The organism is Agarivorans sp. Alg241-V36 (assembly GCF_900537085.1).
In the GTDB taxonomy this organism is placed as follows: domain Bacteria; phylum Pseudomonadota; class Gammaproteobacteria; order Enterobacterales; family Celerinatantimonadaceae; genus Agarivorans.
Genome location: NZ_UNRE01000001.1, coordinates 660,689 through 686,846 on the forward strand (window position 1 = coordinate 660,689; position 26,158 = coordinate 686,846).

General features: G+C 45.1%; 24 protein-coding genes. 16 read left to right on the forward strand and 8 right to left on the reverse strand.

The window, feature by feature from the left end:
• Nucleotides 1–10 precede the first annotated feature (10 nt).
• From G6R11_RS03175 to G6R11_RS03215, 9 genes are all read left to right on the forward strand, one after another.
• Complete coding sequence (locus G6R11_RS03175) at nucleotides 11–2,230, forward strand: polysaccharide biosynthesis tyrosine autokinase (protein ID WP_163131379.1); 2,220 nt, start codon at nucleotides 11–13, stop codon at nucleotides 2,228–2,230.
• Nucleotides 2,227–3,462 carry a hypothetical protein gene (locus tag G6R11_RS03180; protein ID WP_163131381.1) on the forward strand — a complete coding sequence of 412 codons (1,236 nt, stop codon included), beginning with the start codon at nucleotides 2,227–2,229 and terminating at the stop codon, nucleotides 3,460–3,462. Before G6R11_RS03175 ends, G6R11_RS03180 begins: the two co-directional genes overlap by 4 nt.
• Nucleotides 3,449–4,507 carry a hypothetical protein gene (locus tag G6R11_RS03185; protein WP_163131383.1) on the forward strand — a complete coding sequence of 353 codons (1,059 nt, stop codon included), beginning with the start codon at nucleotides 3,449–3,451 and terminating at the stop codon, nucleotides 4,505–4,507. Before G6R11_RS03180 ends, G6R11_RS03185 begins: the two co-directional genes overlap by 14 nt.
• A complete protein-coding gene (locus tag G6R11_RS03190; RefSeq protein ID WP_163131385.1) occupies nucleotides 4,500–5,714 on the forward strand; it encodes a polysaccharide pyruvyl transferase family protein in 1,215 nt (404 codons plus the stop codon). Before G6R11_RS03185 ends, G6R11_RS03190 begins: the two co-directional genes overlap by 8 nt.
• Entirely contained in the window at nucleotides 5,711–6,778 is a 1,068-nt protein-coding gene (locus tag G6R11_RS03195) for a glycosyltransferase family 4 protein (protein ID WP_163131387.1), read from the forward strand. Before G6R11_RS03190 ends, G6R11_RS03195 begins: the two co-directional genes overlap by 4 nt.
• Nucleotides 6,779–6,810: 32 nt before the next feature.
• Nucleotides 6,811–7,518 carry a hypothetical protein gene (locus tag G6R11_RS03200; protein ID WP_163131389.1) on the forward strand — a complete coding sequence of 236 codons (708 nt, stop codon included), beginning with the start codon at nucleotides 6,811–6,813 and terminating at the stop codon, nucleotides 7,516–7,518.
• Nucleotides 7,496–7,927: a hypothetical protein gene (locus tag G6R11_RS03205; protein ID WP_163131391.1), complete on the forward strand. Its 432-nt coding sequence runs from the start codon at nucleotides 7,496–7,498 to the stop codon at nucleotides 7,925–7,927. The genes G6R11_RS03200 and G6R11_RS03205 overlap by 23 nt, the downstream gene beginning before the upstream one ends.
• Nucleotides 7,917–8,639 carry a tyrosine-protein phosphatase gene (locus G6R11_RS03210; protein WP_163131393.1) on the forward strand — a complete coding sequence of 241 codons (723 nt, stop codon included), beginning with the start codon at nucleotides 7,917–7,919 and terminating at the stop codon, nucleotides 8,637–8,639. Before G6R11_RS03205 ends, G6R11_RS03210 begins: the two co-directional genes overlap by 11 nt.
• Nucleotides 8,640–8,710: 71 nt before the next feature.
• Entirely contained in the window at nucleotides 8,711–10,120 is a 1,410-nt protein-coding gene (locus tag G6R11_RS03215; protein WP_163131395.1) for an O-antigen ligase, read from the forward strand.
• On the opposite strand, the gene G6R11_RS03220 is transcribed toward G6R11_RS03215, so the two are convergent.
• On the reverse strand, nucleotides 10,117–11,187 hold the full coding sequence (locus tag G6R11_RS03220) for an acyltransferase (protein ID WP_163131397.1): 1,071 nt from the start codon (nucleotides 11,185–11,187) through the stop codon (nucleotides 10,117–10,119). The two genes, G6R11_RS03215 and G6R11_RS03220, sit on opposite strands and share 4 nt — an antisense overlap.
• A gap of 81 nt (nucleotides 11,188–11,268) precedes the next feature.
• Nucleotides 11,269–12,630 carry a heme anaerobic degradation radical SAM methyltransferase ChuW/HutW gene (gene hutW / locus G6R11_RS03225; protein WP_163131399.1) on the reverse strand — a complete coding sequence of 454 codons (1,362 nt, stop codon included), beginning with the start codon at nucleotides 12,628–12,630 and terminating at the stop codon, nucleotides 11,269–11,271.
• Between the two features lie 226 nt (nucleotides 12,631–12,856).
• Here hutW and ushA point away from each other — a divergent pair, with 226 nt between their 5' ends.
• The 3 genes from ushA (at nucleotide 12,857) to G6R11_RS03240 (ending at nucleotide 15,483) form a co-directional block, all read left to right on the forward strand.
• Complete coding sequence (gene ushA, locus G6R11_RS03230) at nucleotides 12,857–14,515, forward strand: bifunctional UDP-sugar hydrolase/5'-nucleotidase UshA (RefSeq protein ID WP_163131401.1); 1,659 nt, start codon at nucleotides 12,857–12,859, stop codon at nucleotides 14,513–14,515.
• A gap of 160 nt (nucleotides 14,516–14,675) precedes the next feature.
• Nucleotides 14,676–15,041 carry a cupin domain-containing protein gene (locus G6R11_RS03235; RefSeq protein WP_163131403.1) on the forward strand — a complete coding sequence of 122 codons (366 nt, stop codon included), beginning with the start codon at nucleotides 14,676–14,678 and terminating at the stop codon, nucleotides 15,039–15,041.
• 58 nt (nucleotides 15,042–15,099) lie between these two features.
• Entirely contained in the window at nucleotides 15,100–15,483 is a 384-nt protein-coding gene (locus G6R11_RS03240; RefSeq protein WP_163131405.1) for an ester cyclase, read from the forward strand.
• Between the two features lie 72 nt (nucleotides 15,484–15,555).
• Here the strand turns inward: G6R11_RS03240 and G6R11_RS03245 are convergent, their stop codons facing one another.
• From G6R11_RS03245 to G6R11_RS03260, 4 genes are all read right to left on the reverse strand, one after another.
• A complete protein-coding gene (locus tag G6R11_RS03245) occupies nucleotides 15,556–16,725 on the reverse strand; it encodes a heparan-alpha-glucosaminide N-acetyltransferase domain-containing protein (protein WP_163131896.1) in 1,170 nt (389 codons plus the stop codon).
• Nucleotides 16,726–16,844: 119 nt separating this feature from the next.
• Nucleotides 16,845–17,234: a hypothetical protein gene (locus G6R11_RS03250; RefSeq protein WP_163131407.1), complete on the reverse strand. Its 390-nt coding sequence runs from the start codon at nucleotides 17,232–17,234 to the stop codon at nucleotides 16,845–16,847.
• A gap of 74 nt (nucleotides 17,235–17,308) precedes the next feature.
• Entirely contained in the window at nucleotides 17,309–17,569 is a 261-nt protein-coding gene (locus G6R11_RS03255; RefSeq protein ID WP_163131409.1) for a hypothetical protein, read from the reverse strand.
• Between the two features lie 64 nt (nucleotides 17,570–17,633).
• Nucleotides 17,634–19,535, reverse strand: coding sequence for an alkyl/aryl-sulfatase (locus tag G6R11_RS03260; RefSeq protein WP_163131411.1), 1,902 nt, complete (start codon nucleotides 19,533–19,535; stop codon nucleotides 17,634–17,636).
• 121 nt (nucleotides 19,536–19,656) lie between these two features.
• Here G6R11_RS03260 and G6R11_RS03265 point away from each other — a divergent pair, with 121 nt between their 5' ends.
• Nucleotides 19,657–20,556 (forward strand): LysR family transcriptional regulator, encoded by a 900-nt coding sequence (locus tag G6R11_RS03265; RefSeq protein WP_163131897.1) that lies wholly within the window; start codon nucleotides 19,657–19,659, stop codon nucleotides 20,554–20,556.
• A gap of 159 nt (nucleotides 20,557–20,715) precedes the next feature.
• Here G6R11_RS03265 and G6R11_RS03270 read toward each other — a convergent pair whose 3' ends face one another.
• Nucleotides 20,716–21,726 carry a 2-hydroxyacid dehydrogenase gene (locus tag G6R11_RS03270; protein WP_163131413.1) on the reverse strand — a complete coding sequence of 337 codons (1,011 nt, stop codon included), beginning with the start codon at nucleotides 21,724–21,726 and terminating at the stop codon, nucleotides 20,716–20,718.
• A gap of 92 nt (nucleotides 21,727–21,818) precedes the next feature.
• On the opposite strand from G6R11_RS03270, the gene G6R11_RS03275 reads away from it, so the two are divergent.
• From G6R11_RS03275 to katG, 3 genes are all read left to right on the forward strand, one after another.
• A complete protein-coding gene (locus G6R11_RS03275; protein ID WP_163131415.1) occupies nucleotides 21,819–22,235 on the forward strand; it encodes a CidA/LrgA family protein in 417 nt (138 codons plus the stop codon).
• A complete protein-coding gene (locus G6R11_RS03280; protein WP_163131417.1) occupies nucleotides 22,235–22,912 on the forward strand; it encodes an LrgB family protein in 678 nt (225 codons plus the stop codon). Before G6R11_RS03275 ends, G6R11_RS03280 begins: the two co-directional genes overlap by 1 nt.
• 498 nt (nucleotides 22,913–23,410) lie before the next feature.
• Entirely contained in the window at nucleotides 23,411–25,582 is a 2,172-nt protein-coding gene (gene katG, locus G6R11_RS03285; RefSeq protein ID WP_163131420.1) for a catalase/peroxidase HPI, read from the forward strand.
• Nucleotides 25,583–25,693: 111 nt separating this feature from the next.
• Here the strand turns inward: katG and G6R11_RS03290 are convergent, their stop codons facing one another.
• Nucleotides 25,694–26,155, reverse strand: a complete 462-nt coding sequence (locus G6R11_RS03290; RefSeq protein WP_163131422.1) for a GNAT family N-acetyltransferase — start codon at nucleotides 26,153–26,155, stop codon at nucleotides 25,694–25,696.
• Nucleotides 26,156–26,158 lie beyond the last annotated feature (3 nt).

Genomic DNA, 26,158 nt, shown 5'->3' on the forward strand with positions numbered 1-26,158 from the left:
TGTTTAGTTAATGACAACAACAGTGAATAATGCAGCACTAATGCGCAATGGCAGCAATGCAGATGATGAGTTCATCAACATCATGCAATATTTGTCGATTTTAAAATCGCGCTGGCTGATGATTTTGGGTTTTACATTTATCAGTGTTTTGCTTGCCATATTGTTGGTCTTTGCGATTAAGCCAACTTATCAGGCCACCGCAGTATTGTTGATTGAAGCTGAGCAGCGTAAAGCAGTATCTATTGATGATGTGATAGGTATCGATACCTCCAAGCAGGAGTATTACCTCACTCAGTTCGAATTGCTTAAATCTAGAAGTATTGCTCAACGAGTGATTGATGAATTTCAGCTCTATGACAATCCTGAGTTTAACGGCGCAAATGACGGTAAAGGATTTAATGCCGCTGGCCTAAAAAGCATGCTGCGCTCGGTGCCACTAATTCAAAGCTTTATGCCTGAAGAAGAGCTTCCAGACTTAGAGCAGCAGCAAGAAATTGCTCGCCAAAAAGTGATGAAAACCTTCCAGCGCAGCCTACACATTAATCCGGTGAAAAAGACTCAATTAGTAAATATTAGTTTTGACTCTAGGGATCCTAAATTGGCGGCTAAAATTGCCAATGCTGTTGGAGAGACCTACATAAACTCGAATCGCGAAAGCCGCATTATTGCTAACCAAGAAGCCACTAACTGGTTAGCCGACCGAATTGGAGTGTTGCAAGCTGCTGTGATTGAATCGCAAAGTCGTTTAAGTGACTTCTTACAGCGTGAGCAACTAGTAGATGTAAGCGGTATCGACAGCTTGGCTAGCTCAGAGTTGGGTAATTTAAGTCGACGCTTAGCCGATGCCCAAGATCGCCGCACCGCTTCTGAGTCTATTTACTATTTGCTGCAAGATAACAAAAATACTGCGATTTCTGAGTTGTCATCGGTAACGGCAATCTCGAATCATCCCCAGTTACGTGATGTGCGTTTAGCACAAATTGAAGCAGAGCGTTTGGTCTCTGAACTTAGTAAGCGCTATGGCCCTAAACACGACAAGATGATCCGAGCTCATGCTCAGTTGGCCTCGGTGAAAGAGCGCTCCGAAGTGCTGCTTAGAGTGCTCGCTTCAGGCGTTGAAAAAGAATTGCGAAGCGCTCGTGCTCAAGAGAATGCGATTCGTACTGAGATGGAAAATAAAAAGGCCGAGTTTCAAGATATCGCGCTTAAACGAGCCACTTACGATGCCTTGAAGCGCGAAGTAGACAGTAACCAAAATCTCTATGATTTATTTGTTACGCGCCAAAAAGAAACCAATGCCACCAGCGATTTTCAAGCCGCGGTAGCACGTTTTGCCGACCGAGCAGTTACGCCATTATTTCCGGCTAAACCTAAAAAAGGCATTATTATTCTGCTGGCTGCGGCTTTTGGCTTGGCGATAGCCATAGTGTTGGCGCTACTGAGTCAATCCCTAAACAATACCATTGAAAGTGCCAGCGGCATTGAAGACAAACTTCGCCTTACCCCATTAGGCGTTATTCCTTTGGTTAAGGGCTCTCGCTTTAATAAAGACAACTTACCGCTAGAACAGTTTTTTGATGAGAAACAGCTCAATTTTAGTGAGGCAGTGCGTAGTATTCGTACCTCTGTAATGCTCAACATGATGAGCCAGCAGCGCAAGCTATTGTCGGTGACTTCATCAGTGCCTAATGAAGGGAAAACCACCACCGCCTTAAACCTAGCCATTGCGATGGCAGGCATGGAAAAAACTCTGTTGATTGATGGCGATTTACGTAAACCCTCGATGGGCGAGCGATTTAATCTTAACCGTGCTCATCCCGGGTTGAGTAACTTGTTGGTAATGGATGCGGAGCTGGACGATTGTGTGGTTCATCATGAGCGCTCCGGCCTTGATCTGCTGCCCGCAGGAATGCAAACGGCAAACCCTCAAGAGTTATTGGCTGGTTCAAAATTTAAAGCGCTTATCGAAGAGCTTAGTGAGCATTACGACAAAATCATTATCGATACGCCACCTATCGCGGCGGTGAGTGACGCTTTGATTATCGGCCAAATTACTAAATCAAGCATTGTGGTCGTTAACGCTGGTCGCACTAAGGTGAGCCAAATTGAACATACTTTGCAGCAGATGATTAATCACAAGGTAGTGGTTGATGGGGTTATTTTGAACCGGGTAAGCGCCAAGAACGAAACCCGTTTTGGTTACTACCGCGAGTACGGAGCAACTGCATGAGTGGGCTAAAGCGCATCGAGTCTTTAGTTAAGCGCTTTGGCAGCATTACCCTGCTGCGAGCTTTTAGTGCTACCGGTTTAATTTTGTTTTCGTCGGTGATCACTTGGCTGTACGGCATGGATAGCTTCGGTCAGGTTTCTTTTGCTATTTCTATCGCTAACTTAATTTTGGTGATTGGTCGTTATGGATCTGAGTATTCGTTTTTTGGTCGCTATTTTGACTTATCAAGCCAAGGTGAAAACGATAAAGCGGCTAGAGTACTGTTTGAAAAATGCCGCTTGTCGTTAATATTAAGTTTGAGTTTGGCCGTTGTGGTCGTGCCCTTAAGTTTTAGCAGTGTAGAAATCATCGTATTTTGCTTTTTGTACATTGTTGGCTTTGCCATTATCCAAATGGTGTCTTTGTCTCATCGGGTCATTAAAGAGTTTTATCGCTCTTACTTATTTGAAGCCGGAGTGTTTTTTGTCTTTAGCTCGTTAATCTTTTTGCTGCTGGCCTTGTCGGGCAATACCAGTGATGTGTTCGTGGTATTAAGTGCATGTTTGCTTGCTTACTTTTGTCTGTTTAGCCTGTTTGGTAATAAAAAGCTGCTGCAGGGTTTTAAGTTATCAGGCGAAAGTGAAGGGACAAAACTTAGCCAAAGTTTAAAGCAAGACTCTAAGTTTTTGGCTTTCACGTTAAGTGAATATGTATTGTTTTGGGGAATCATCTTAATTAGTGGTTATACCCTTAGCGAATACGATACCGGCGTTATCGCCTGGGGCGGGCGGATCTTCCAACTGTTTGTATTTATTTTGGCGATTCGCAATAGCGTGCAGGTGCCGGAGATCCTAGCTTCAAGCGACATCAAGCAAAGCTACCTAAAAGTGCGCAAAGACGGCGTAGCTTTAAGCGTAGCGGGCCTAGTTGCATCCTCATTGGTTGTTACTGTGGTTTACTTTGTCGCTGATTTAGACTCCAGTACTTTGCTAATTTGGTCGCTGTTTGCTTTGGCTGCCTGCGTTCGTTTGTATTTTGGTCCGGTTTACCACGTCTTCGTAAAGTTCTCTGCCGACAAGCAGGTATATACCAACTGTGTGCTTACGGTGTTCGTTTGCGTGCTTTGCTCCGGCCTTGCTTTGTCCTTGTCTACCGGAGCGCTTGGTTTAGCAGCATGTTACTTACTTACTTGGTTAGTCTCCTTATTTTATGCCGATAGCCAGTCTTTAGGTGGACAGTATGGTCGAGTTTAAGCGCACTAAACTCGGCGTTTGCTACCTACTGTTTTGGTCGCTAATGCTGCTATTGCTGATGACCGTAGGTAAAGACTTTTTGCCCTGGAAATGGGGCTATGATGCGATGAAGATAGAAGGGCGTTTCGTTTTTTTTGAGCTAGACGGCTCCTTCTTAGCCACTCGAGAATTGCTCTATTTCTTGGGGCGAGAAAGCGCAGTGCTGAGCACCGCCACCATTGGTTTTTTGTGGCTTCTGGTTATTTCTAAGTATGTGGTAACACTTAAAGACTTGCTGGTGGTGAGCTTGTTCACTCTACCTAGCATGCTGCTCAATGTTATTTGGCCAGCCAAAGAAACCATAGTAATGGCCCTGTGTTTATTGGTGTTCTATTCCACTTACTTCAGCCGTAAAGCCTTTGTTTTTAGTGTTGTGGTGCTTTATGTGAGTTATGCCTTACAAGTGCGCTCTTACTACTTTCTTATTTTAGGGGTATTTCTTGCGGGTTACGTGATGCAGTATTTTAGCGATAAAGGCTTTCCTATGCGTAATAGCCTTAACCGTACCGCATTTAAGTTAGCGAGCTTTAAACCTGCTTGGTACTTTCTGGCCTTTTTTGTTTGCTTAGCCTTTTTATTACCCGACGCTTTTTATCACATGTCTCAAGGCCAGCGAGATATTTCCAATAACTACGCCAAATTAGAGGGTAGTTTTAACGTGACGGCCTTCGACAATTTGGTGGATGTAGCGCGTGGTTTGCCCTTCATTATTAACTTTGGCTGGGCTTTGCTGCAACTGAGCTTACCGCTGATTTTTGCCCAAGGACTCAACCAATTGTTATTGCTGTTGTTTAGCGTGGGCGTATTGATGATTTGTGGAAAAATGGTCAAGCGGAAACAAGGCGATTTATTACTTACACTATTTTGTTCTCATATGTTTGTACTGCTGCTTTTTGAACCTGATCAAGGAAGCTATTTTAGGCATATTCTATCGGCAGCCATTTATTTACTCCCCGCATATTCGCTTATTTTTGGTAGTTCTCGACAAGGAGTCTTAGATGACTAAAAAGGACACCCATTACCTTATTGCTGCAGTTCCCTATAGCGATAACTTTGGTGATGCTTTGATTCATAATTCGCTGGCATGGAAGCTAGATAATTATGATATTTCCAGTGAGGCTTTAGATATTGCCGGCCGTCATGATTTTGAGCGCAGTGCCCAGCAAAATGCCATTAAAGACAAAATCCTTAAAAGCCGGTTTGAGTGGGTTAGGCAACTATTTATTCCTCTAAACAGCCTGCTGGTGGCGCTTAAGAACTATCGTAATTGGATGGCAAAGGTAAAAGCTGCTGATGTGGTATTGATGGGCGGCGGTAACCTAATTAGCGATGTGTATCTTAACTTTCCACTTAAATTGTATTTTCTGTCGTTGTTTTGTTACTTCGCCAATACCGATTACGCGGTGGTATATGTGGGTGTGGCCAAGCGTATGTCTGGCCCTGGTCGGTGGCTGTTTAAGCGCTTGTTCGTAGCTAAGCAGTGTTTGTATATTTCGGTCCGCGATGCTGCCAGTAAAGACAATATAGAAAAGCTATTTGGGGCGCAGATTGCCGACAAAGTAGTGGTAAGCATAGACCCCGCAGTGAACTTAAACCTTAGCTATAGCGAAGCGCCAAGTTCTGAATTAGGCAAGCAGTCTTATGCCGCTATTAACATTGTTAACCCGGTAGTGTTGATGGTTAATTCTGACAACGATGTTAGTTTTAACGAGCAAGACTACCAGCAATGGATTACCGATTGTGTAGCAAAGGTTAAGGCTGCTGGTTTGCTGCCAGTGTTGTATACCAATGGTGCGCAAGAAGATCAGCAATACATGCAAGACATTGCAGCTAGTCTACCCGATGCAACGGTGGTAAGCGTAGATAAAGTGGACGACTTAGTGAAAGTGGTTAGTCAGGCGCAGTGCGTATTTGCCACTAGGCTCCATTCGGCGATAAGTGCGTTTTCGTTTTCGGTACCGTTCACGGTAATGAGCTGGGACAGCAAAGTGAGCGCCTTTGTAGAAGCGGTCAAACTGCCTAGTTCTATGCTGTTTGATTTTAGCCGTGAAGGTATGCAGCAGCATAGTTCAACTATCCAGCTAGCCGATATGCCTGCATTGCAAGAGCAAGTGGTTGCCGCTCGCCACCGGATTGTGAATGCTTGGGATGTTGAATTTAGAGATATGTTGCAGCGCCTAGAGCAGTACCAAGCGGAGAGCCAGTTATCATGAAAATCTTGCATGTAACCGAAACCTTAGTAGGTGGCGTAGAAACCTATCTTAATACCATTATTCCTTATCAAGCGGAGCTTTATGGTGAGCAGAATGTACTGGTGTTGGCGCCAGAACAACATGTGAATGATGAGGCTCCATTAGCCGCTTATTATCGCTGTTTTGATAGGCCCAAGCGCAGCTTAGGATCTTGCGCCAATTTGGCTAAGCTATTTAAGCAAGCGGTGATAGATTTTGACCCAGACGTGATTCATATTCACAGTACCTTTGCTGGTGTGGTGTGCCGAATTCCAGGATTAATCGCTAAGCGAGATCAACGTAAAGTTGTGTATTGCTCTCATGGCTGGTGTTTTGATGGCTACAGTGGCCTTAAAGCGAAGGTCTTCTCGCAAATCGAAAAGGTGCTCGCTTATCGAGTGAGTTCAGTGATCAATATTTCTCATCATGATTTTGAAAGTGCCCGCCAGCAAAAGATCCCTGAGCATAAAATGGTAGTGTTTGAGAATGCCTTAGATGACTTGGACCAAGACATACAGCGAGCCGAAAACCAAGGCATGTTGAAGCTATTGTTTGTTGGTCGTTTAGACAAGCAAAAAGGCGTAGATTTGCTGATTGAGGCGATTCGCCAAGTTGAAACCGAGGTGGAGTTGCACATCGCCGGCGCCAGCGTGGTATCTAAGCAACAACTTAATGTATCGGACTGCCGAGTGGTTCAACATGGTTGGTGTAGCCAGGAGCAACTACGTGAGCTTTATGCCAGTGTTGATGCTCTGGTGGTGCCTTCACGTTGGGAAGGTTTTGGTTTAGTTGTGATAGAAGCCTTCCGCCAAGGATTACCCGTAGTGGTGAGCGATGCTGGAGCTTTGCCAAGCTTGGTGGCCGAAGGAAGTACTGGCTATGTATTTGAGAACAGCAATAGTGACGCGCTAGCCAAAGTGATTGCCCAGCTTGATAGAGCCAAGCTAAGCGCTATGTCGCAGCGCTGTCGGGAAGTCTTTGTTAGCCGCTTTGAAGCAAAACGTTTAAACACCCAACTAACCGAGTTATATGCGGCGGCTGAATAGCCTGAGCATAGTTACTGCTGGAGGCCGTAATCATGAGCCAAGCTAAGCATAAGCTGTTTTTATTTGGATTATTCTCAGTGGCTCTGTGGGTGGCCATTGTTGCAGTGCAATATGGCTTAGCTAATGCCAACAGTTATGCAGTGGGCGCTTGGCACCAGCGTTGGCAAAAGGATCTCAATAAACAGCTCACTCAGAGCAACTTGGAGGTTGCCGAGCATGTCACACGTGACATGTTAGCGTGGCAGGCTAATCATCCTCATTATCAAGTATTAGCGGCTAAACAGGTTGAGTGGAGTAACTTCTACAATTTGGTTATCAGTCCAGATACAGCTAATAAGTCTTTGTTAAAAAAGCAGAACTTGCTGAAAGCTCAGCAGTTCTATTTACGTTCAGCAGCACTTAGGCCTACGTGGCCTAATACCTATGTTGATTTAGCTAAAAACGCACTTTATCGCCAAGCCAGTAGCCAAGAAGCTATGGCTTATTTGCAGCTCGCGGCAAAGGTAGGAGAGAACGCCCCCGTCACCTTGTTTGCCTATGTCGAAATTGGTTTAAGTTTATGGCCCGAGCTAAGTATTGAGCAGCGCACAGACGTAGCTAAAGCCTTACTTAAAATTGAACAGCACGCTTTTATGCACAAAGGTTTAAGTCAAGCGATGAGGCAAGCGCAATTTAAACAACGCGCCTGTGCTTTGTATTTGTTAGCCGGGGTCGATTATGTCGCTTGTGCCAATACCTAAACAACGCTACTGGCGAATTGCTTGCTGCATCGTAGCTTTGCTGTTGTTGCTGGCAAGTGGCTTGAAAAGCTTGGGAAATAATCGAGTTTTTTTTGTTGAGCTAGAGATTTTGTTAGGCGGCGATAGCGTGGTCCATTTTGCTGCAGCATTTATTGTGAGCACCTTGGTGATGATGGCGGTGAGTGACAAGCTATATCGTTTAAAGCTCGTAAAGCTGCCACTCATCTTTGTCATGTTGTGCCTAGTATTTGCTGTTGATGAAGGGCTGCAGTTGTTATCTGCTCACCGACAGTTTTCTTGGGGCGACTTAGGCTTTAATTATGCCGGTTTGATCTGCGCAGGAGTTTTAGTTTGGCGCTTGCGCCGAGCCAATGTGTGGCAAGTAGCAGGAGAAGAAAATGTTCATTGATTTGCATTGCCATATATTGCCAGGCATTGATGATGGCGCGCAGAACCTAAAACAAGCCATTGCAATGGTCGAAATGGCGATGGCCAGTGGCACCAAGGTGATGGTAGCTACGCCGCATATGCACCCGGGAATTTACAATAATAACCCAGCAACTATTGAAGCTGCCTTTAATACTCTTAAACATGCCATTACTCAGCGCGAACTAGACCTTGAGCTACGCAGTGCGGCAGAAGTACATTTGTGCCCAGAGGTGATGTTGTGGGCGCAAAAAGGCTTGCTGCCATTTATTGGTGAGTATCAACATAAGTCTTTGTTGTTACTCGAGTTGCCACACAGCAGTGTCCCTCAAGGCACCACCAGCTTAGTACGCTGGCTACAAAACAATAATATTCAGGTAATGATTGCCCATCCCGAGCGTAATCATGGCATTTGGAAGAATCCGTATCAGTTGTCTCAGTTACTTAAACTGGGTTGTTTGTTTCAGGTAACGGCCGACTCTTTCTTAGGGCGTTTTCGCCAACAAGCACAAAATATTGCCGAAAGTTTACTTAAAGCTGACTCGATTCATATAGTAGCCAGCGATGCGCATGATTTGGAAAAGCGCACGCCAGATTTACGCGAAGCCTATGAACGGATAAGTCAATTAAGTAGTGAACAGCATGCAAAGCGATTGCTATGGGATAACCCTGCTCAAATGTTGGGTAAACAGTAGTAAAAGCATTAGCACCAGTTTCGCCATAACCTACTAGGGCTTGGCCTAGAGAATACAAGGAAGCGCAGTATATGCGAGTATCGACGGGAAGATTAGAAGCGATAATCTTTGCCAGCTTTATTTTTCTACTTGTTTGGTTGCCTTTACCCTTAGGCAGCAACCGGCCTTGGGCGTGGTCAATCATGGAGTTGATCATTGCCTTGCAAAGCATTGGCTTGGTGTATTGTTATAGGCATAAAGCGCCTTGGCAGTATTTACGACCCGGTGGCTGGTTATTAGCCGCGCTTGCGCTATTTCAGTTGTTTACCTTGCTGCAGTTAGTGCCTTTGCCAAGCAATTTACTGGCGTGGCTTGCTCCGCAAAATGCTGAGTTGCGCGCTATGGCGAGTTTGTCGAGTGAAGCAGTAACCAGCTTTGCGCCGCTTTCTTTGGATCCCGAGCAAAGCAAAATTAGCTTGTTGAAAGGTGTCAGCTATTTGCTTTTGGCGGTGAATACTTTGCTCCTGGTTAATCGCCCTGAACGCATTCGCGCAGTGCTCATTGCCATTGTGGTTAGCGGTACTTTTCAGGCCTTTTATGGCGCAATGTTATTGCTAAGTAACATTGAGCAAAGCCCTATTTTTGCCAGCGATATAGGCCCCGTTGCCACTGGCTCTTACATCTACAAAAATCACTTTGCGAATTACTTACTATTGAGCTTAATGATGGGTTTGGCATTGATCGTCGCCGACCTAAAGGTAACTGGCGCAGAGAGTTGGCAAGCACGCCTCTCTGGTTTGCTGGAAGCCGCACTAAGCCCGAAAATGCTAGTGCGGATGTGCATGATTATCATGGTGATTGGCCTCGTTATGTCGCGCTCAAGAATGGGCAACAGTGCATTTTTTGCAACTACCGTTATTGGTGGCGTACTGGCATTACTCTTATACAAGCACCGACCGAAAAGCCTTACGGTACTTATCGTGAGCATTCTTATTATCGATATGCTGATCGTGAGCTCACTATTTGGTTTAAGTAAGGTAAGGGAGCGTTTAAGTTCCACTGTGCTGGTAGATGAAGGTCGAATTTATATTTTTGATTGGGCGCTCACTATGCTCAAAGATTTTCCCATCTGGGGCAGTGGGGCGGGCAGCTTTTATTCGGTGTTTCAAGCTTATCTACCCCAGCCGATTAGTGCCTTTTTCGACCATACCCATAACGATTATTTACAGTTTGCAATTGAGTCGGGCATACCGCTTACATTGATGTTGGGAACTGCCGTAATTTGGGTTGCTTACCGTTGCTTACGCACTTTACGAAAGCGCAATGACCCCTTAATGAAAGGCACCGCTTTAGGTTGTTTTATGGCGATTACCGCAATGTTAATCCACATTAGTGTTGATTTTAATTTGCAGGCCCCCGCTAACGCAGCCACTTTTGTGGTGGTGTTAAGCCTTGCCTTAATTGCCAGTAAAATGCCTAAGCAAGGCTACCAAGCGGCTTAGTTCGCCGCGTTAAATTGGTCGCTGGCTTTATCGCGAATCGACTTACGCAAGCGCTCTACTGGCAGGTCGATGCATTTGATAACCAACAGTGACAGCAGCATCAATATTAGGCCCACTAACAGTAAAGCCATAAGGCTAAAGTGTTGCTTAAATTTACTCACTTCACCTAGTAGCAATACGCTCGCGATGATGCTCGCTTGATAATGTAAAAGGTAAATCGGATAGGAAAAATCTCCAACAAACTTATCGAAGCCAGATGATATTTTGTTATGCAGGCTATGCCCCAAGGCTAGGCTTAACACTAACAAGGCACTTACTAACATATTCAGATAAAACAATAACTCGGCCGTAATTAAGGCTAGGCCTTGGTTTATTTGCCAAGCAGTAAAGCCAGAAATGGCCACCATCACCAATAGAATCGCTGCGGGTCTTTTAAGTACAATTTGCCAGCTGATCGGCACTTTATTTTGCTGTACCACAAAGTAGATAATTGCCCCTATCGAGAATGGCAGTGATCCCGCTGGGATAGAAAAGTAACGGGCATGCCAGTAAAGGTCACCGATGTAGCTAGCAATTACAAACAGCACCGATAAGGCTAGCCAGATAAGGCTTCGTTGCAGAGTTTTAGATATACCTAAGCAAATGGCGCAATAAAAGAAGATTTCTACCGTAAGTGCCCACGCAGCCGGAGACAAGCGCGGCGTAATAGAGTGAGGCAGCCAACTTGGGTAAATCATGGTGATATTACCTAATAAGCTGGCGGCATTGTTTGGTATTGCAATGGTTGAAAAGCCAGCCAACGGAAAGTAGTGATTAAAGGCCAGCAGCAATAGCAAACTCAGCAAACAAGCAAACCAGTACCCAGGATAAAGGCGTAAAAAGCGATTAAAGGCAAATCGCTTTTTGCCAGAAGCTTGATAACCGTATCGTTGGTGCATTACATAGGTCATCAAATAACCACTTAAAATGTAGAAGCCAAACACCGCAAAGCGACCAAAGTCGCTAAGCCAAAACAAGTGCCCAAACACTACCATTAATGCCCACAGTGTCCTTACCGTGCCAAACATATTGTTACTCGCTGAAAACTAGAACAAACAGCTTGCCAGTCTGCGTTAGATTTAACAAGCTAGTAACAAATAAATATGTTATTAGTCGTTTGCTAAAGGGTACATCTGCAAATATTGGGTCATGGCGTTGGCCAAGTTTACCGACCAAAATTGTCCCGCTACCGTCAATGCGAGATGCGTTGGTTTTATTGTGACTAAACCATTGCGCTGCCATGCTTCAAATAGTGCTTGGCAATGTTCAAATAATGCCAATCCCTTAGGCAGCAAGCTGGCTTCTATCCGGCCTTTATCACAAGCACTGGTAATGGCTGCTTTTAGCTGGGCATTGTTGGCGGGCAAGCTTAGTTGCTCAAAAGCCCAGTTATTGGCTGTTACGCCTGCTCGCCAAGTGTCGATATCTCGGCTTTGCATCAAACCATAGCCGTTAATATTGCCACCCGCGCCAGCGCCAATGGGGAGAATTTCAGCGCCTTGTTTGGCAAGAGAGTTATAGCGGCTTTGTTCGCGTTTATCGCTTGCCCAGTGGCAATAGCTGAGTTGTTGAAACCCCTGCTGAGTAAAAAATTGGTGGCCCTGTTGGTACATCATCGCTTTGTCGCTGGTTTCTAAAGGAACTACCTCGCGACCCGCATCAATATTGCGTTGCAGGCCACTGCCGCCAAAGGTAAGGAGTTGATAAAGATCTACCCCATGCACGCCAGTGTCTATTACATCTTGTAAATCTTGCTGCCAGTTTTCTTGGGTTTGGTGAGGTAAGCCATAGATAAGGTCGATGGCAATGGTAGCTTGGTTACTTGCGGTTAACTGGCTTAAGCGCTCAAGTATGTAGTCTCGGTTATCAAGCCGTTTGGCAGCGCGTCTAACCTTAGAATTAAAACTCTGAACACCAAAAGAAAAGCGATTAAAGCCACCTTCAAGCGCTGCGTTAAATTTGTCATCGCTAAAGCGATTTAGTCTGCCTTCTAGGGTTATTTCGCAGTTATCACTTAAAGGGAAATGGCGATGAATAAGTTGCCCTAATCGCAACAGTTGTTGCGGGCTTAAATCTGTAGGTGTTCCACCGCCCACATATACAGCATCAAAGCTCCGAGCTTGGGTCCACGGGTAGCGAGATTTGGCAATTAACTCTTGCTCCAATAAAGCAAAGTAATCATCAATCATCTGCTGATTACTGGCGTATTGGAAGAAGTTACAAAAGGTGCAGCGAACTCGACAAAAAGGAATGTGAATGTATATAGCACGGGCTTGTTGGCTGGCCTTAGTCTGAGTTAAGAGCTCATTCAGCGTTTGTTGAGCTTGCACTCCGCTTAAGGCTTCTCGTTTGCCATGATTTGCATGTGCACCGGTTTTCTTGGTGAAGGCAAACTGAATAGGAGAAGGGCTGGCTTGGCCGGTTAACGCTTCGGGCAATTGGCGTGGTGGCGCTAAATCAATGGTAGACATATTGTGCTCAAATAACTATTTAAGCTTAATGTAAATCATTATCATTTGCATTTGTTTGATCTAAGCCAAGTTTGTGTTTCTCCCGCTGGAAATGTTACCCATCAACACCTTTGGCTAAGATCGAATAAATTGCTAATTATCACTGCTTATTTACTGGCCAGTTTGCTTGTAAGTGATTGTTATTGAACTATGATTAGCCTAATACTCAGCGCATCAAGGAAGAAAGATGAAGCCAATCATTAATCGGGTACTTTTCCCTTCTTTATTAGCAAGTTTTTTAGTGGCTTGCAGCTCTAGCCCAGAGCAAACTTGGCAAGCGGACCAAAGCTATAAAATCACCATTTTGCATACCAACGACCATCACGGTCGCTTTTGGCACAATAAATATGGCGAGTATGGTTTAGCTGCGCGCAAAACCTTAGTTGATAGTATTCGTGAAGAAGTGGCTGCTGAAGGTGGCAGTGTTTTATTGCTCTCGGGGGGAGACATTAACACGGGGGTGCCTGAGTCCGATTTACTGGATGCCGAGCCAGACTTTAAAGGCATGAACTTGCTGGGCTACGATGCCATGGCAATTGGTAATCACGAATTTGATAACAGCCTAGAAGTACTTGCGAAACAGCAGCAATGGGCAAACTTTCCCTTTTTATCGGCCAATATCTATTCCAAATCCACTGGTGAGCGCAAGTTCCAAGCCTATCAAATGTTTGATTTACAGGGGGTACAGGTCGCTGTTATAGGCTTTACCACGGAAGATACTTACAAATTAGTGCATCCAGATACCGTGGCAGATTTGGAGTTTGTCGATCCAAAGCTCGAAGCTAAAAAAATTATTGCAGAGTTAAACCAACAGCAGCAACCAGACTTGATATTTGCAGTTACACATATGGGGCATTATGCCAATGCTAAACACGGGGTTAACGCGCCGGGAGATGTTAGTTTGGCGCGCTCACTTAATAAGGGCGAGCTGGATTTAATTGTTGGTGGTCACTCTCAAGAGCCGGTGTGTATGGAAGGCCCCAATATGTATACACAAACCTTTAAGCCTGGAGATGAATGTAAGCCCGATCAACAAAATGGAACCTGGATCGTGCAGGCCTACGAGTGGGGTAAATATGTGGGCCGCGCTGATTACACCTTTAAAAACGGGGAGTTTAACTTAGACAGCTACAAGTTGATTCCAGTAAACCTTAAGAAAAAAATCAAAGTAGACGGCAAGAAGCAGCGGGTATTTGTTCAAGATGAAATTGCGCATAACCCAGAAGTTCTCGCTTTACTCAAACCTTATCAAGAGCAAGGTCAAGCCCAGCTTAACGTTAAGATTGCCGATCTTAACGGTCGCTTAGTAGGAGAACGGAACAAAGTACGCTTTGGGCAAACCAACTTAGGCCGTTTAATCGCATCGGCGCATAAGCAGCGGGTAAATGCCGACTTCTCGGTGATGAACTCTGGCGGAGTAAGGGCATCGATAGAAGAAGGTGATATTAGCTATAAAGATGTGCTTACGGTGCAGCCATTTTCTAACACGATTACTTACGTTGATATGAACGGTACAGAAGTGATGGAATACTTGTCGGTAGTGGCGACCATGCCAGTGGATACTGGCTCTTATGCTCAGTTTGCTGGCATTAGCATGACGGTGATGGGCAGCACGGTGAGCGAGGTAGTGATTAACGGCAAGCCTTTAGATGAAGCCCAAATGTATCGTTTTACTATTCCTAACTTTAATGCCTCAGGCGGTGATGGATATCCAAAAATCACCTCCCATAGTGGCTTTGTCGATACCGGCTTTGTTGATGCCGAAGTACTTAAAGCCTACTTAGAACAGCAAAGCCCGGTAAATGCCGCCGACTTTGATGATAAAGGCGAGATTACTTATAAGTAGTTCGTAAGTTAGTTCGCATGGTAGTTAGTAAAGGCCTCACATGAGGCCTTTTTATTAGCTGTTTTAATTGCTGAATGCAGATAGCGCTGATTGTTATTTCACTTAGCTTCGCTATCTTTAGATAGTTGTTTAGTTCAGTTCATAAAGCTTAGGAATGCTGATGAAAACCACTGCACAATATTGGAATGTATTGGCTGCCAATCATGTTGGCCAATGGGAAGAGATAGAAGGTAGCCAAGGACAGTTAGAGCAACTCACCTTGGCTATTGATAACAGCACTGGTGATTATACTCGCCTAACTCGTTTTAAAGCTGGCGCAAACAGTGAAGCCTTTGGGGCTAAGTCGCATAGTTATCCCGAAGAAATCTATATAGTATCTGGCCGCTTATACGATGCGGCTTTTGATATTTGGCTAGAAGCTGGGCACTACGCCAGTCGCCCTCCCGGTGAAGTTCACGGCCCATTTAAATGCGAGCAAGAGTGCTTAGTATTGGAAGTGTCTTACCCAAGCCAAGCTATTGAGTAGCTTTGGTTAAACCTGTTCTACTATTTGACTAGCACTAATTATTCGCTCGGGAGAAAACATGACTACGCAGCTAAAACAAAATAAAGCCAATGCAGTGGCATTTTATCAAATGGCCTACTTAGGTGAGCCAGCTAAAGCCGTTGAGATGTTTGTTGGCGACGTATACATTCAACATAACCCCTTAGTGGCAAACGGCCTGCAAGGCTTTATTGATTATTTCGATGAAATGCAGCGTGATTACCCTGATAAGCAAATCGAGTTTTTGCGCTGTATCGCAGAGGGTGACATGGTGGCCTTACATACTCATCAAATTTGGCCTGGCAATGATCAGTACGTCACCATGGATTTCTTTCGCTTTGACGAACATGGCAAAATTGTCGAGCATTGGGACAGCATTCAAGAAGTGCCCGAAGGCAGCGCAAATGGCAATAGCATGTTTTAAGTGCAATCACTGACATTAAAAAGCCGACCCAAGGTCGGCTTTTTGTTTACAGGCTGTTAGCTTAATTAAGCGCTAAAAGTACTTTATCCACGCTTTGTTACTACTGTGCTTATAGCGAGCAAAAGCGCGAGTTGGCAAGTACAAAGCAATGGCGAGCACTGCACTTAGTAGCCATACCTGCCACAAGGCGGCAAAACCAAATAAACCATCTACATTGGGGCCAATGGTCCACATCACCAATTTATAGCCGATAAGCAGCAAGTATAAGTGGAATAGGTAAAAGAACATCGGCGCTGAACCGTAGGTTTTTAGGCAATCACTTAATTTGCTTTGCCAAGTATCAAACAAGGCGAGCAAGGCTAAGGCGATGCCAACCGTAAGAAGAATAAAGTGCAAAGACGGCGGGTATTTGGTGAAGTTTAAAAACGACATCATGGTTTCAATAAAGCTTGCTCCTACTTCCCAAGGTAGGGTTTCGCCATAGATATTAAAGCCTCGCAGTAAAACAAGCAGCGATAGCGCCGCAGCTGACAGTTTAAACAGCCATTGTTTGCGTTTACTTGACTCAACCTTAGCACTAAAGATTGGGCCTAAGGCAAAACCTAGCAAGATTACGCCTATCCACGGCAGTACTGGGTAGGAAGCAAAAACACTAAAACTATCACTGCTATATAAAGGACCACGGTCATGCAAAATGGTCCACAAGCTGTAACCCCATTCACCAGGCAAAAACTCAATCGCTGTTAGGGCATTGTGACCAAAGACAATGGCCAAACCGAGTGCAGCAACCCAAAATCGTGGCAGGCCTGATAACAGTGCCAAAGCAATCATACTTATGCCAATCGCCCAAATGACTTGTAAGTAAAGCGCGTTGTAGCTGCCAAACCAAGAGAAGTTAACCAGCGTGACTTCCAGAAGCACCAAAAATAACCCGCGCTTAAGTAAAAACTCAGCTGCAGAGCGCGGCGCTTTGTTATTTGGGTTTGCGTATAACCAGGCGGAAACACCGGTTAAAAACACAAAGATAGGCGCGCAAAAATGCGCCAAGATACGCGTGAAAAACAGCTCCGCTTCGGTATCTTCAATGGTAATAGGGTCGGTAATACGATGCTGGTAATAAAAGCGCTCACGCACGTGGTCGAGCAGCATTAGTAGCATCACTAAGCCTCGCAGTATATCGATAGACGCCAGCCGCGGGGTTTTGGCGGGTTTACTTTGGGGAACGCTGTTTATGGTATTCATTGATGGTGTTTTCACGGTTAATACATTCTGTTGTTACTACTAGGCTAGCACCAGTATTGCTTCGTGCTGGCGAAATGTTGTTACTTTGACCTTGCTAATAAAGGGCAACTATTGCTGAACTACGTGGTAAAGGTGAAAACCGGAGGGGCGCGAATATTCTGCTGATGCTTAACTACTTGGCGGTAATGCTTAGGGCGCACTACCGTCACGAAATAATGAGTAGGAATCACAGCTGCCGCTGGAGGAGTGCAGACTATAGCTACTGCACAACAGTGTAACAAAGAGTTTGATAAACACTGGCCGTTTTGATGCTGCTCTGCATCGGCGCTGCTCAAATGGGAGTGATAGCCCACTTCGTGCATCTGCTCAGCCAAGGCTAATAAGCTAGTGCTTTGGCCTAAGCTTATTGTCCAAACAACTAGCAATATAGATAAAAAGCGATGCCGAATCATTACTGCCGTTGTTTTATTCTGGTTTGATTTGTTTTTCCAGAGCTTTTTACCAGACATTGGCCGGGTGTTCAATTTTCTTTCGCAACTGGTTTTGTGGTTAGTGCCGTAAAGGCAGCCTGCTCAATCGCTGTTTAAGCTTTAATTTTAGCCGTGGGCATTTTGTAACCAGGAAGCTTGCGCACACCCTTGGCTTGAAATCTAGATGGTTTAGGTTTGGCTGGTACCGCATTTAAATCAAACGGTTTTGGTTGTTTACCTTTAGTAGCATTTAAGGCTTTAACCACCTCATCATGGTTATGTAGGTGCGGTGCTGAAAACAACATATCATGGCTACAGGCGTAGCTGGTGCTTGGAATAAGGATGATAAGTGCAAATAACAGATGCTTTTTCATGCTTAGCCTCGAATAGAATGGAGTAAAAATAGAGCGCCAAAGGCGCTCTTGGTAAGCTAAGTGTTTAACGCAAAGTGATTTTTGGGTTCTCTGCGGGTTTGTCTAATAAAGCAAAGAACGCTGGCACTGTTGCTGCATCGCCATCTAGAGTGATGTATCCCGCTTTAACTGCTTCTGCAAAGTCAATCTTGCCAACTAATAGGCCAAGGAATACTGGCTTAGTTAGGTTGATAGTAGCTTTAGCGTCGCCATTAAAATCTTCGCGGAACTGTGCAACAGAGCGGCGTACTTCTAGAGCGTGTACTTCTTTACTATCACTAAAGTTAAATGCGATGGTGAAGTGCTGGTCTGCACTGCGCTCTGCATTTAGGCTAAAGCGTAAGGCATTCACTAATTGTGATGGCTCAAACTCCGCCATTAAATCAGGTGCTTGTAAGTTGATTTTTTTAGAGTAATCAATACTGCCATCAAGTTCTTGGGCCGAGGTTAAGTACCAGTTACGCCAGTTGTTGTTGGTTTCTCGGTAGCCTAGTTCACGAAGAGCTTTCGCTTTAAGTAAGCGTGGTTGCATATCGTTTAAGTCAACTCGAATCGCATGGGTTGCCATTTCAGCACACCATTGGTAGTCACCAGTGTCACAGGCATCAATAGCATGGCTCATCATTTTTTGTTTGCCGCCAACCATTTCAACATAACGTTGCGAAGCTTCAACTGAATAGGTTGCGTTCAAGGTTGTTGGGTCACCGTCAAACCAGCCCATTTCACCAACAAAAATCTGCTTAGCTGCGTGGCGAATTGAGCCATAGAAGTCACCTAACCAAGGATGGTTTTCCAGGTGTTTAGGTAGCTTGATTTCGCGGATCAAATCTTCTTGAGTTGAACCGTTGTTAATCGCTTTGATTGACTGGTCGTAAGTATATTGAATGGCATCGCGGTAAGCAGTAAGTGTATTGTCTACATGTTTAGCACCCACTACAGGGCGACCGTGTGACACCATTAAGGTTTCGGCCTTGTATTCACGCAAGGTATCGATACCTGGGAACCAAATGCTTGGGTCGCGGTATTGGGTGCCACGAATGGTGTGCAAGTTAGGGAAGCTTTCACCTTGTATAACTTCTGAGCCAAACAATAGGTTGAATTCTGGGAAGTAAGCGGTGATTTCATCAGATGCTTCTGAAGGCACGTGTTTAAATTCAATCTCTACCCCAGAAATTTCCATGTTTAGCTGACCGAATTTGCCTTCAACCAAGGTGTTTGGGGCAATCAGGCTGTGTTCACGAATTTCAAAGTCTGGACCAAGGCCACCATTAATACGGCCGCCTTGTTCAACGTTAAGCAGCGTACCTAAAGAGTAATCTACGCGAAAGCCTAAAGCTGGCCCTGTACCGCCCATAGAGCCTTTAACAACATTGGTCATAAAGGTGTCATGGGCAATAATTAATGCTTCTTCGGCACCTTCAATGCCGCGCACGCCAGCGTAGTGATCTGGGTGCCAGTGAGAGTACATTACCGCGGCAACCGTCTTTTTATTGCCTGTAACTTTGCGGAAGTCATCCATCACCATTTTCATTTTGTCTACAGATTCAACTGGGTCAAAAATCAATAGGCCTTTGTCGCCATCTACAATCATTGGCGAGGTTAAGCCATAACCGTAAACTTGGAAGAATTTCTCTTTGTATGCAAATACACCCTTGTCCATTTTTTGCGAGTGGGCAGTTAACTGAGGGTGAACTTGGCTTGATTCAGCATCAAATGCATCGTTACCACCAGTTGCAATCCACAACATGCCTTGGTTTTCACCGTGCCAGTAGTGAGTTGCACCTGAGTCTTTCCCTAGGTAGTAATCATGAGAAAGTGTTGGAATTGTTACTTCTACACCGTCGTAACGATGGTTGTCGCTGGCTACAGCTACACTGGTTAAACCTGCCGTAAGTAGCAGAGATAAAGCGATGGTTGTTTTCTTCATATCAAAGCAATGCCTTGTTGATGTTCGAGTGGCGGTAGATTACGCCGATGAACGATTGCTTTGCTGATATGTGATATAAGATATCTTATACTTGTGGCTTAAGGCTCATAGTTTTTTAGTGATGAAACATTCAGACTACAGCTTAATTCCTACCTTTGTGGCGGTAGTAGAAGAGCGAAACTACAGTAAGGCCGCTAAGCGTTTAGGCATTAGTCAGTCGGCGGTAAGCCAAGGGGTTACGCGTCTACGTGACATATTTAAAGACAACTTGTTTATTCGCGGTAGCCACGGGGTAGAGCCTACACCTTATGCTCTAGATATTTACCCAGCGTTGGCTAACTCAGTAGAAAGCATTGCACATATGCTGCCTGAACAACGCTATTTTGAACCTGCAAAGTGTCAGCGACAGTTTACTATTGCCGCACTGAGTGTGTTTAGTTTCACCTTGTTTCCGCAATTGGCTAAGCGCTTATTTGAGCAAGCTCCTTTAGCGTCGATAAAAACAGAGCCCTTATTTGGTCAAGATATGGCGGGCTTGTTGCGTTCGCATCAATGTGATTTGCTGATTGAGGCTGAATCAAACCGTTATCCGCACCTACGCTCGCAAAGGATAATGCAAGATCGCCTAGTGGTGGTGTGCAGAGCGCAACATCCAAGGTTTAGTAATAGCCAATTAAAACTAGAGCAGTACCTAAGAGAGCAGCACGTTATTCACTCTCAGCCAGATCAAAAAACTGGGTACCTAGGAGATATGGGGATATCGGGTTTAGCCGAGCGAAATATTGCGTGGCAGGCCAGCGGCATTATGGATATGTTGCCGCTAATTGGACAAAGTGACTGCATCGGTATTTTGCCTGAGAACTTGGCTAAGCAACATTGTGCAAACTTTGGTTTAAAGCCCTTGGATGCAGACTTCTTACCCAAGGAGATATTAGTGAGCATGTATTGGCATCCATCTCGAACAAACGATCCTGCCCACCTTTGGTTACGTGAACAATGCGTCTTGTCTGGCAAGCAATAAGCTCAATGGCTGGTGATTAGTCTAGTAAGCACAACTATTGTTGATGGGAGTTGGCGTGGCCTTGAAATAAGGGAAGCCCTGATTTTAGTGGTGAAACCTAAAGCAAAGTAACAAGGCAGCATGTAAATGTTGCCTTGTTACGTAGTTACTCGCTGCCGTTTAACTATTGTCTATCACTTCTGCGGTAACTTCATTGCCACTGCGCTGGCCTTGGCTAAAGGCCTTAGCATTTAGCAAGGTAGTATCGGCAATGCTTTGCAAGGCTTCTTGGGTTAAAAAGGCTTGATGCCCAGTGAAGATAACGTTGTGACAAGCAGACAGGCGACGGAACACATCATCCAAAATTACTTCAGCCGACAAGTCTTCAAAAAACAGCTCTTGTTCATGCTCATAAACATCTAAGGCTAAGCCACCTAAGGTGCCGTCTTTTAGGGCTTCGATACAGGCGGTAGAATCTACTAATTTGCCGCGGCTGGTATTAATCAGCAAGGTGCCTTTCTGCATTTGGGTAAAGGCAGATTTACCAATTAGGTAGGTATTTTCAACGGTAAGTGGGCAGTGCAGAGTAATGATCTGAGATTGAGACAATAACTCTGGCAGGCTTACATATTCAATGCCTAGCTCTTTGGCTGCGTCATTTGGGTAAGGGTCAAAGGCGATAACTCTACAGCCAAAACCTTTAAGAATACGCGCAGTGGCTAAGCCAATTTTGCCGGTACCAATTACCCCAGCTGTTTTGCCAAAAATATTCATGCCGGTTAAACCTTCTAAAGAGAAGTTGGCATCGCGAGTACGCTGGTAAGCTTTATGAATACGGCGGTTAAGCGTCATCATTAAGGCAATAGCATGCTCGGCCACCGCTTCCGGCGAGTAGGCTGGCACTCGCGAAACGGTGATGCCTAATTGCTCGGCTTTGCTTAAATCTACGTTGTTAAAGCCTGCGCAGCGCAGCAATATAAGTTTGATGCCATGTTCAGCTAAGGCTTCTAAGGTGGCAGCCGAGAGGTCGTCGTTTACAAAGGCACACACTGCATCTGCGCCATGCGCTAGGCGAGCAGTTTTTGCCGAAAGGGCGGTATCGAAGTATTCAATGCTAAATGCTGAAGATGTATTCTGGGCATCAAAGTGGTCACGGTCATAGCGCTTAGCGCTGAAAAAACTGATCTTCATAGCGTCTCCTAAAACAATGTTAGCTAACGATAGCTTGTTTTGTAATTTTATTACATAATAGCGTTATTGAATAACAAAAGTCGACAAGAGTTATGAGAAAGTTTCACAAATCAGCTGTGCTAGAAATTGCCTCTGGATTAGTGGTTATTTACGCTTGCTTGTGGATCGGCCGTTGGTTAGGTGATGTAAGCGGAAACCTTCTCCCTGCTAGTATTGTGGGAATGTTGTTACTTACTGCTGCCTTACAGTTTCGCTGGGTTAAATTGGCTTGGGTAGAGCGAACGGCAAATCAATTTGTCCGTTGGATGTCACTTTTGTTTGTTCCAATTAGCATTGGTTTAGTGGAACACATTGAAACTTTATTACAGGCTTTGCCGGCTATGTTGCTCACCTGCGCCTTGGCAACACTCGTTTTACTGGTAGTGGTTGGTAAAGTTTACCAACACTGGGAGCAAAAGCATGAGCTTAAGCTTGCGCAGTCACAAGCTGTAGATGGGGAGGCAAAATAATGGTGAATTTTCTCTACTTGCCATTAACCATTGCTTTGTTTATTGCCGCTAAGCATTTGCAGCAGCGTTTTTCTGTTACTTGGCTTAACCCAGTGCTGATTACGCTAGTTATATTGGTGGTGGCGCTATTGACCTTGGATATCCCGTTTAGCGACTACAACCAATACAGTGGTTGGCTAAGTAAACTGCTTGAGCCTGCAGTAGTCGCCTTAGGTGTGCCGCTGTACAAGCAGCTGTATGACATTAAAGCCGAGTTACCGCGGATTGCCATCACCATTATTATTGCTGCCATTGTTGCTATAGCTACCACCGTAGGTTTGGCGATACTGGTGGGCGCAACACCGGAAATTGCCGCCTCGCTAGCGCCAAAATCTGTGACTACGCCGATTGCTGTGTTGATTAGCGAACAGGTGGCTGGCGAGCCGGCACTTACTGCAATTGCCGTGCTAATTACTGGCTTGGTAGGGGCAGTAGTAGGTATTCCGGTGCTAAAACTTTGCGGTGTGCACTCCAGCAAAGCACAAGGCATTGCCATGGGCACTGCTTGTCACGCCTTAGGCACAGCGCGTATTGCTGAAGAGGGACATCAGCAAGGAGCTTATGGCGCTTTAGCCCTAGTATTAAGCGCTACTTTTAGCGCCATGCTCTGCCCGGTAATTGTACCGTTATTTGCTTGAACATCATCTTGGCAAAGGCTTAATACTCAAGCTTTAGCCAAGATAAGTGCGCTGGTTCGCTAAGCGCGTTGCTTGTACTACTATTAGCTGCAGCTTTAAACCTCACAGTAATTTCTTCTCGCCTTTTATTGCCTTTTATTTCATAAGTTCATTAGGCTTTTGCTGCTATGTTTGGCCGTTGTATTAGCCGAGCTTAGTTACATTTTGACTGTCTATTTGGTTCAATATTTCACCAAATAGAAGGTGTTTTCCAGTCCCAATAAACTCACCGTAAAGTAAAGTTTTGTAAATTTCTTAGTCCTCCATATTTGTTTTAAGTTAAAACTCTAATTAACCACTTTTTTATTAAGGTTATTACTGCTTATTGCTGCGATAGTTTATACAAATTGGCTTGCTCAACGATATGGCTATACGCTTAATCTCGAGTTGGAAATTAGTCTAAGGCTGCTCTTATAGCCGATACAAAAACAATATAAACGTGATATTTAAGGAGTGACTATGAAAGAGAATGATAATGGCTCTGGTGGTAAATGCCCGGTAATGCATGGCGGAGCAACCACCCCTCAAGCAGCAAATATGAATTGGTGGCCCAAGTCACTGAATCTAGACATTCTTCATCAACATGATACTAAAACCAACCCATTGGGTGATGAATTTAGTTACCGCGAAGCGCTTAAAACTCTCGATGTAGACGCGCTAAAAAAAGACTTAGTAGCCTTAATGACCGACAGCCAAGACTGGTGGCCTGCTGATTGGGGACACTATGGTGGCTTGATGATTCGCATGGCTTGGCACTCTGCTGGCACCTATCGAATTGCCGATGGCAGAGGCGGCGGTGCTAGCGGTAGTCAACGTTTTGCACCTTTAAACTCGTGGCCAGATAATGCCAACTTGGATAAGGCGCGTCGCTTACTGTGGCCAATTAAGAAGAAATACGGCAACAGCCTTAGCTGGGCTGATTTAATACTGTTGGCCGGCAACATGGCCTATGAGTCGATGGGCTTAGACACCTTTGGTTTTGCATTTGGGCGCGAAGACATTTGGCATCCTGAAAAAGATATTTACTGGGGCGCTGAACAAGAATGGCTAGCGGAAAGTGGCGGCGAAGGCTCTCGTTACTCGGGTGAACGCGACTTAGAAAACCCTTTAGCGGCAGTAATGATGGGCTTGATTTACGTTAACCCAGAAGGCGTAGATGGTAAGCCTGATCCGCTTAAAACTGCTCAAGACATGCGTACTACCTTTGCACGTATGGCAATGAATGACGAAGAAACAGTGGCCTTAACCGCTGGTGGCCATACCGTGGGTAAATGTCATGGTAATGGTGACGCTTCATTATTGGGCGCAGAGCCAGAAGGGGCAAATGTAGAAGAGCAGGGCCTTGGTTGGAATAATCATAGCAAGCGAGGAATTGGCCGCGATACTGTAACCAGTGGTATTGAAGGCGCCTGGACTACTCACCCTACTCAATGGGACAACGGTTACTTTAGCTTGTTATTTGGTTACGAGTGGGCACTGGCGAAAAGCCCGGCTGGCGCAGTTCAATGGGAACCGGTTGATATTAAGGAAGAAGATAAGCCAACTGATGTTGAAGACCCATCTATTCGTTATAACCCGGTGATGACTGATGCAGATATGGCGCTAAAAGTAGACCCAGAGTATCGTAAGATCTCTGAGCGTTTTATGAACGACCCAGACTACTTTTCTAAAACTTTTGCTCGAGCTTGGTTTAAGTTAACCCACCGGGACATGGGGCCTAAGTCTGTTTATGTTGGCCCAGACATTCCTGCAGAAGATCTTATTTGGCAAGATCCTATCCCTGCTGGTGCAACGGATTATGATGCAGACGCAGTTAAGAAGCGCATTGCTGACAGTGGCTTAAGCGTATCTGAGTTAGTGAGCACCGCTTGGGATAGCGCACGTACTTATCGTGGATCGGATAAACGTGGCGGTGCCAATGGTGCGCGTATTCGTTTGGCGCCACAAAACCAATGGCAAGCTAATGAACCAGAGCAGTTAGCAAAAGTGCTCTCGGTGTTAGAAGGTATTGCTGCAGATACTGGCGCAAGCCTGGCCGATGTGATTGTACTTGGCGGTAACGTTGGCCTTGAGCAAGCAACTAAGGCAGCGGGCTTCGACCTAGACGTACCGTTTACGGCTGGTCGTGGGGATGCTAGCCAAGAGATGACCGATGTGGAGTCTTTTGAAGTATTAGAGCCTCAAGCAGATGGTTTCCGTAATTACTTACCTAAGCACTATGTGGTAACGGCCGAAGAACTGCTGCTCGACCGCGCTCAACTCATGGGGCTTACTGCACCAGAAATGGCAGTGCTATTGGGCGGCATGCGGGTATTGGGCACTAACTACGCAGGCTCTACAGCCGGTGTGTTTACTGACCAAGTTGGCGTATTAAGCAACGATTTCTTCGTAAACTTAACCGACATGGGCAATACCTGGAAACCAACGGGCAGAAACTCCTACGATATCTGCGAGCGTGTTAGTGGCCAAGTTAAATGGACAGCAACCCGAGTAGATTTGGTGTTTGGTTCTAACTCTGTATTGCGCTCATACGCCGAGTTTTACGCACAAGATGACAATAAAGAACGCTTTGCTAAAGACTTTATTGCCGCTTGGACTAAAGTGATGAATGCCGATCGCTTCGATGTATAAGCTCAATCGATAACTAGCTAAGGGCTCCTTGTGGAGCCCTTTTTATTTGATGGGTTTGCTAGCAATAGTGGATGTGTTCATTGAGCGCATCAATGGCTTTGTTAGCTGCTCCTAAACAAGTTCATATAAAACATCGGGAACATTCTCTTCGTTCGCCGAGCCATCACTAAATTCAATCGCTTCAAACCCTTGCTTTTCATAAAATCGTCTCGCTGCTCGATTCTCTTGAAAAGTATATAGTCTGCATGGTCTACTAACTCGAGCTAATGCTTCTCGTAAAAGAGCCGTGCCGATTCCTTTTCTAACTTCAGAAGGCTTGAGGTACAAGTTATCAATCCAGGCAACTTCCTCTGCTTCTGATAGGGAACACATACCAACTAATTTACCCTCTAATTCAGCAACAAGCACTCCACCACAGGGTATCAGCTGATCCTTAATCCAAGAATGTACTTCTTCGTCAGAGTGGACAACTGGCGCAAAAGCAACCAGTTCTTTACGAGACTCAAGATAAATAGCAGCCGTATCATTAGCATCGCCTGATTTAGCTGTACGAACCTCTATTGATTTCGACATGAT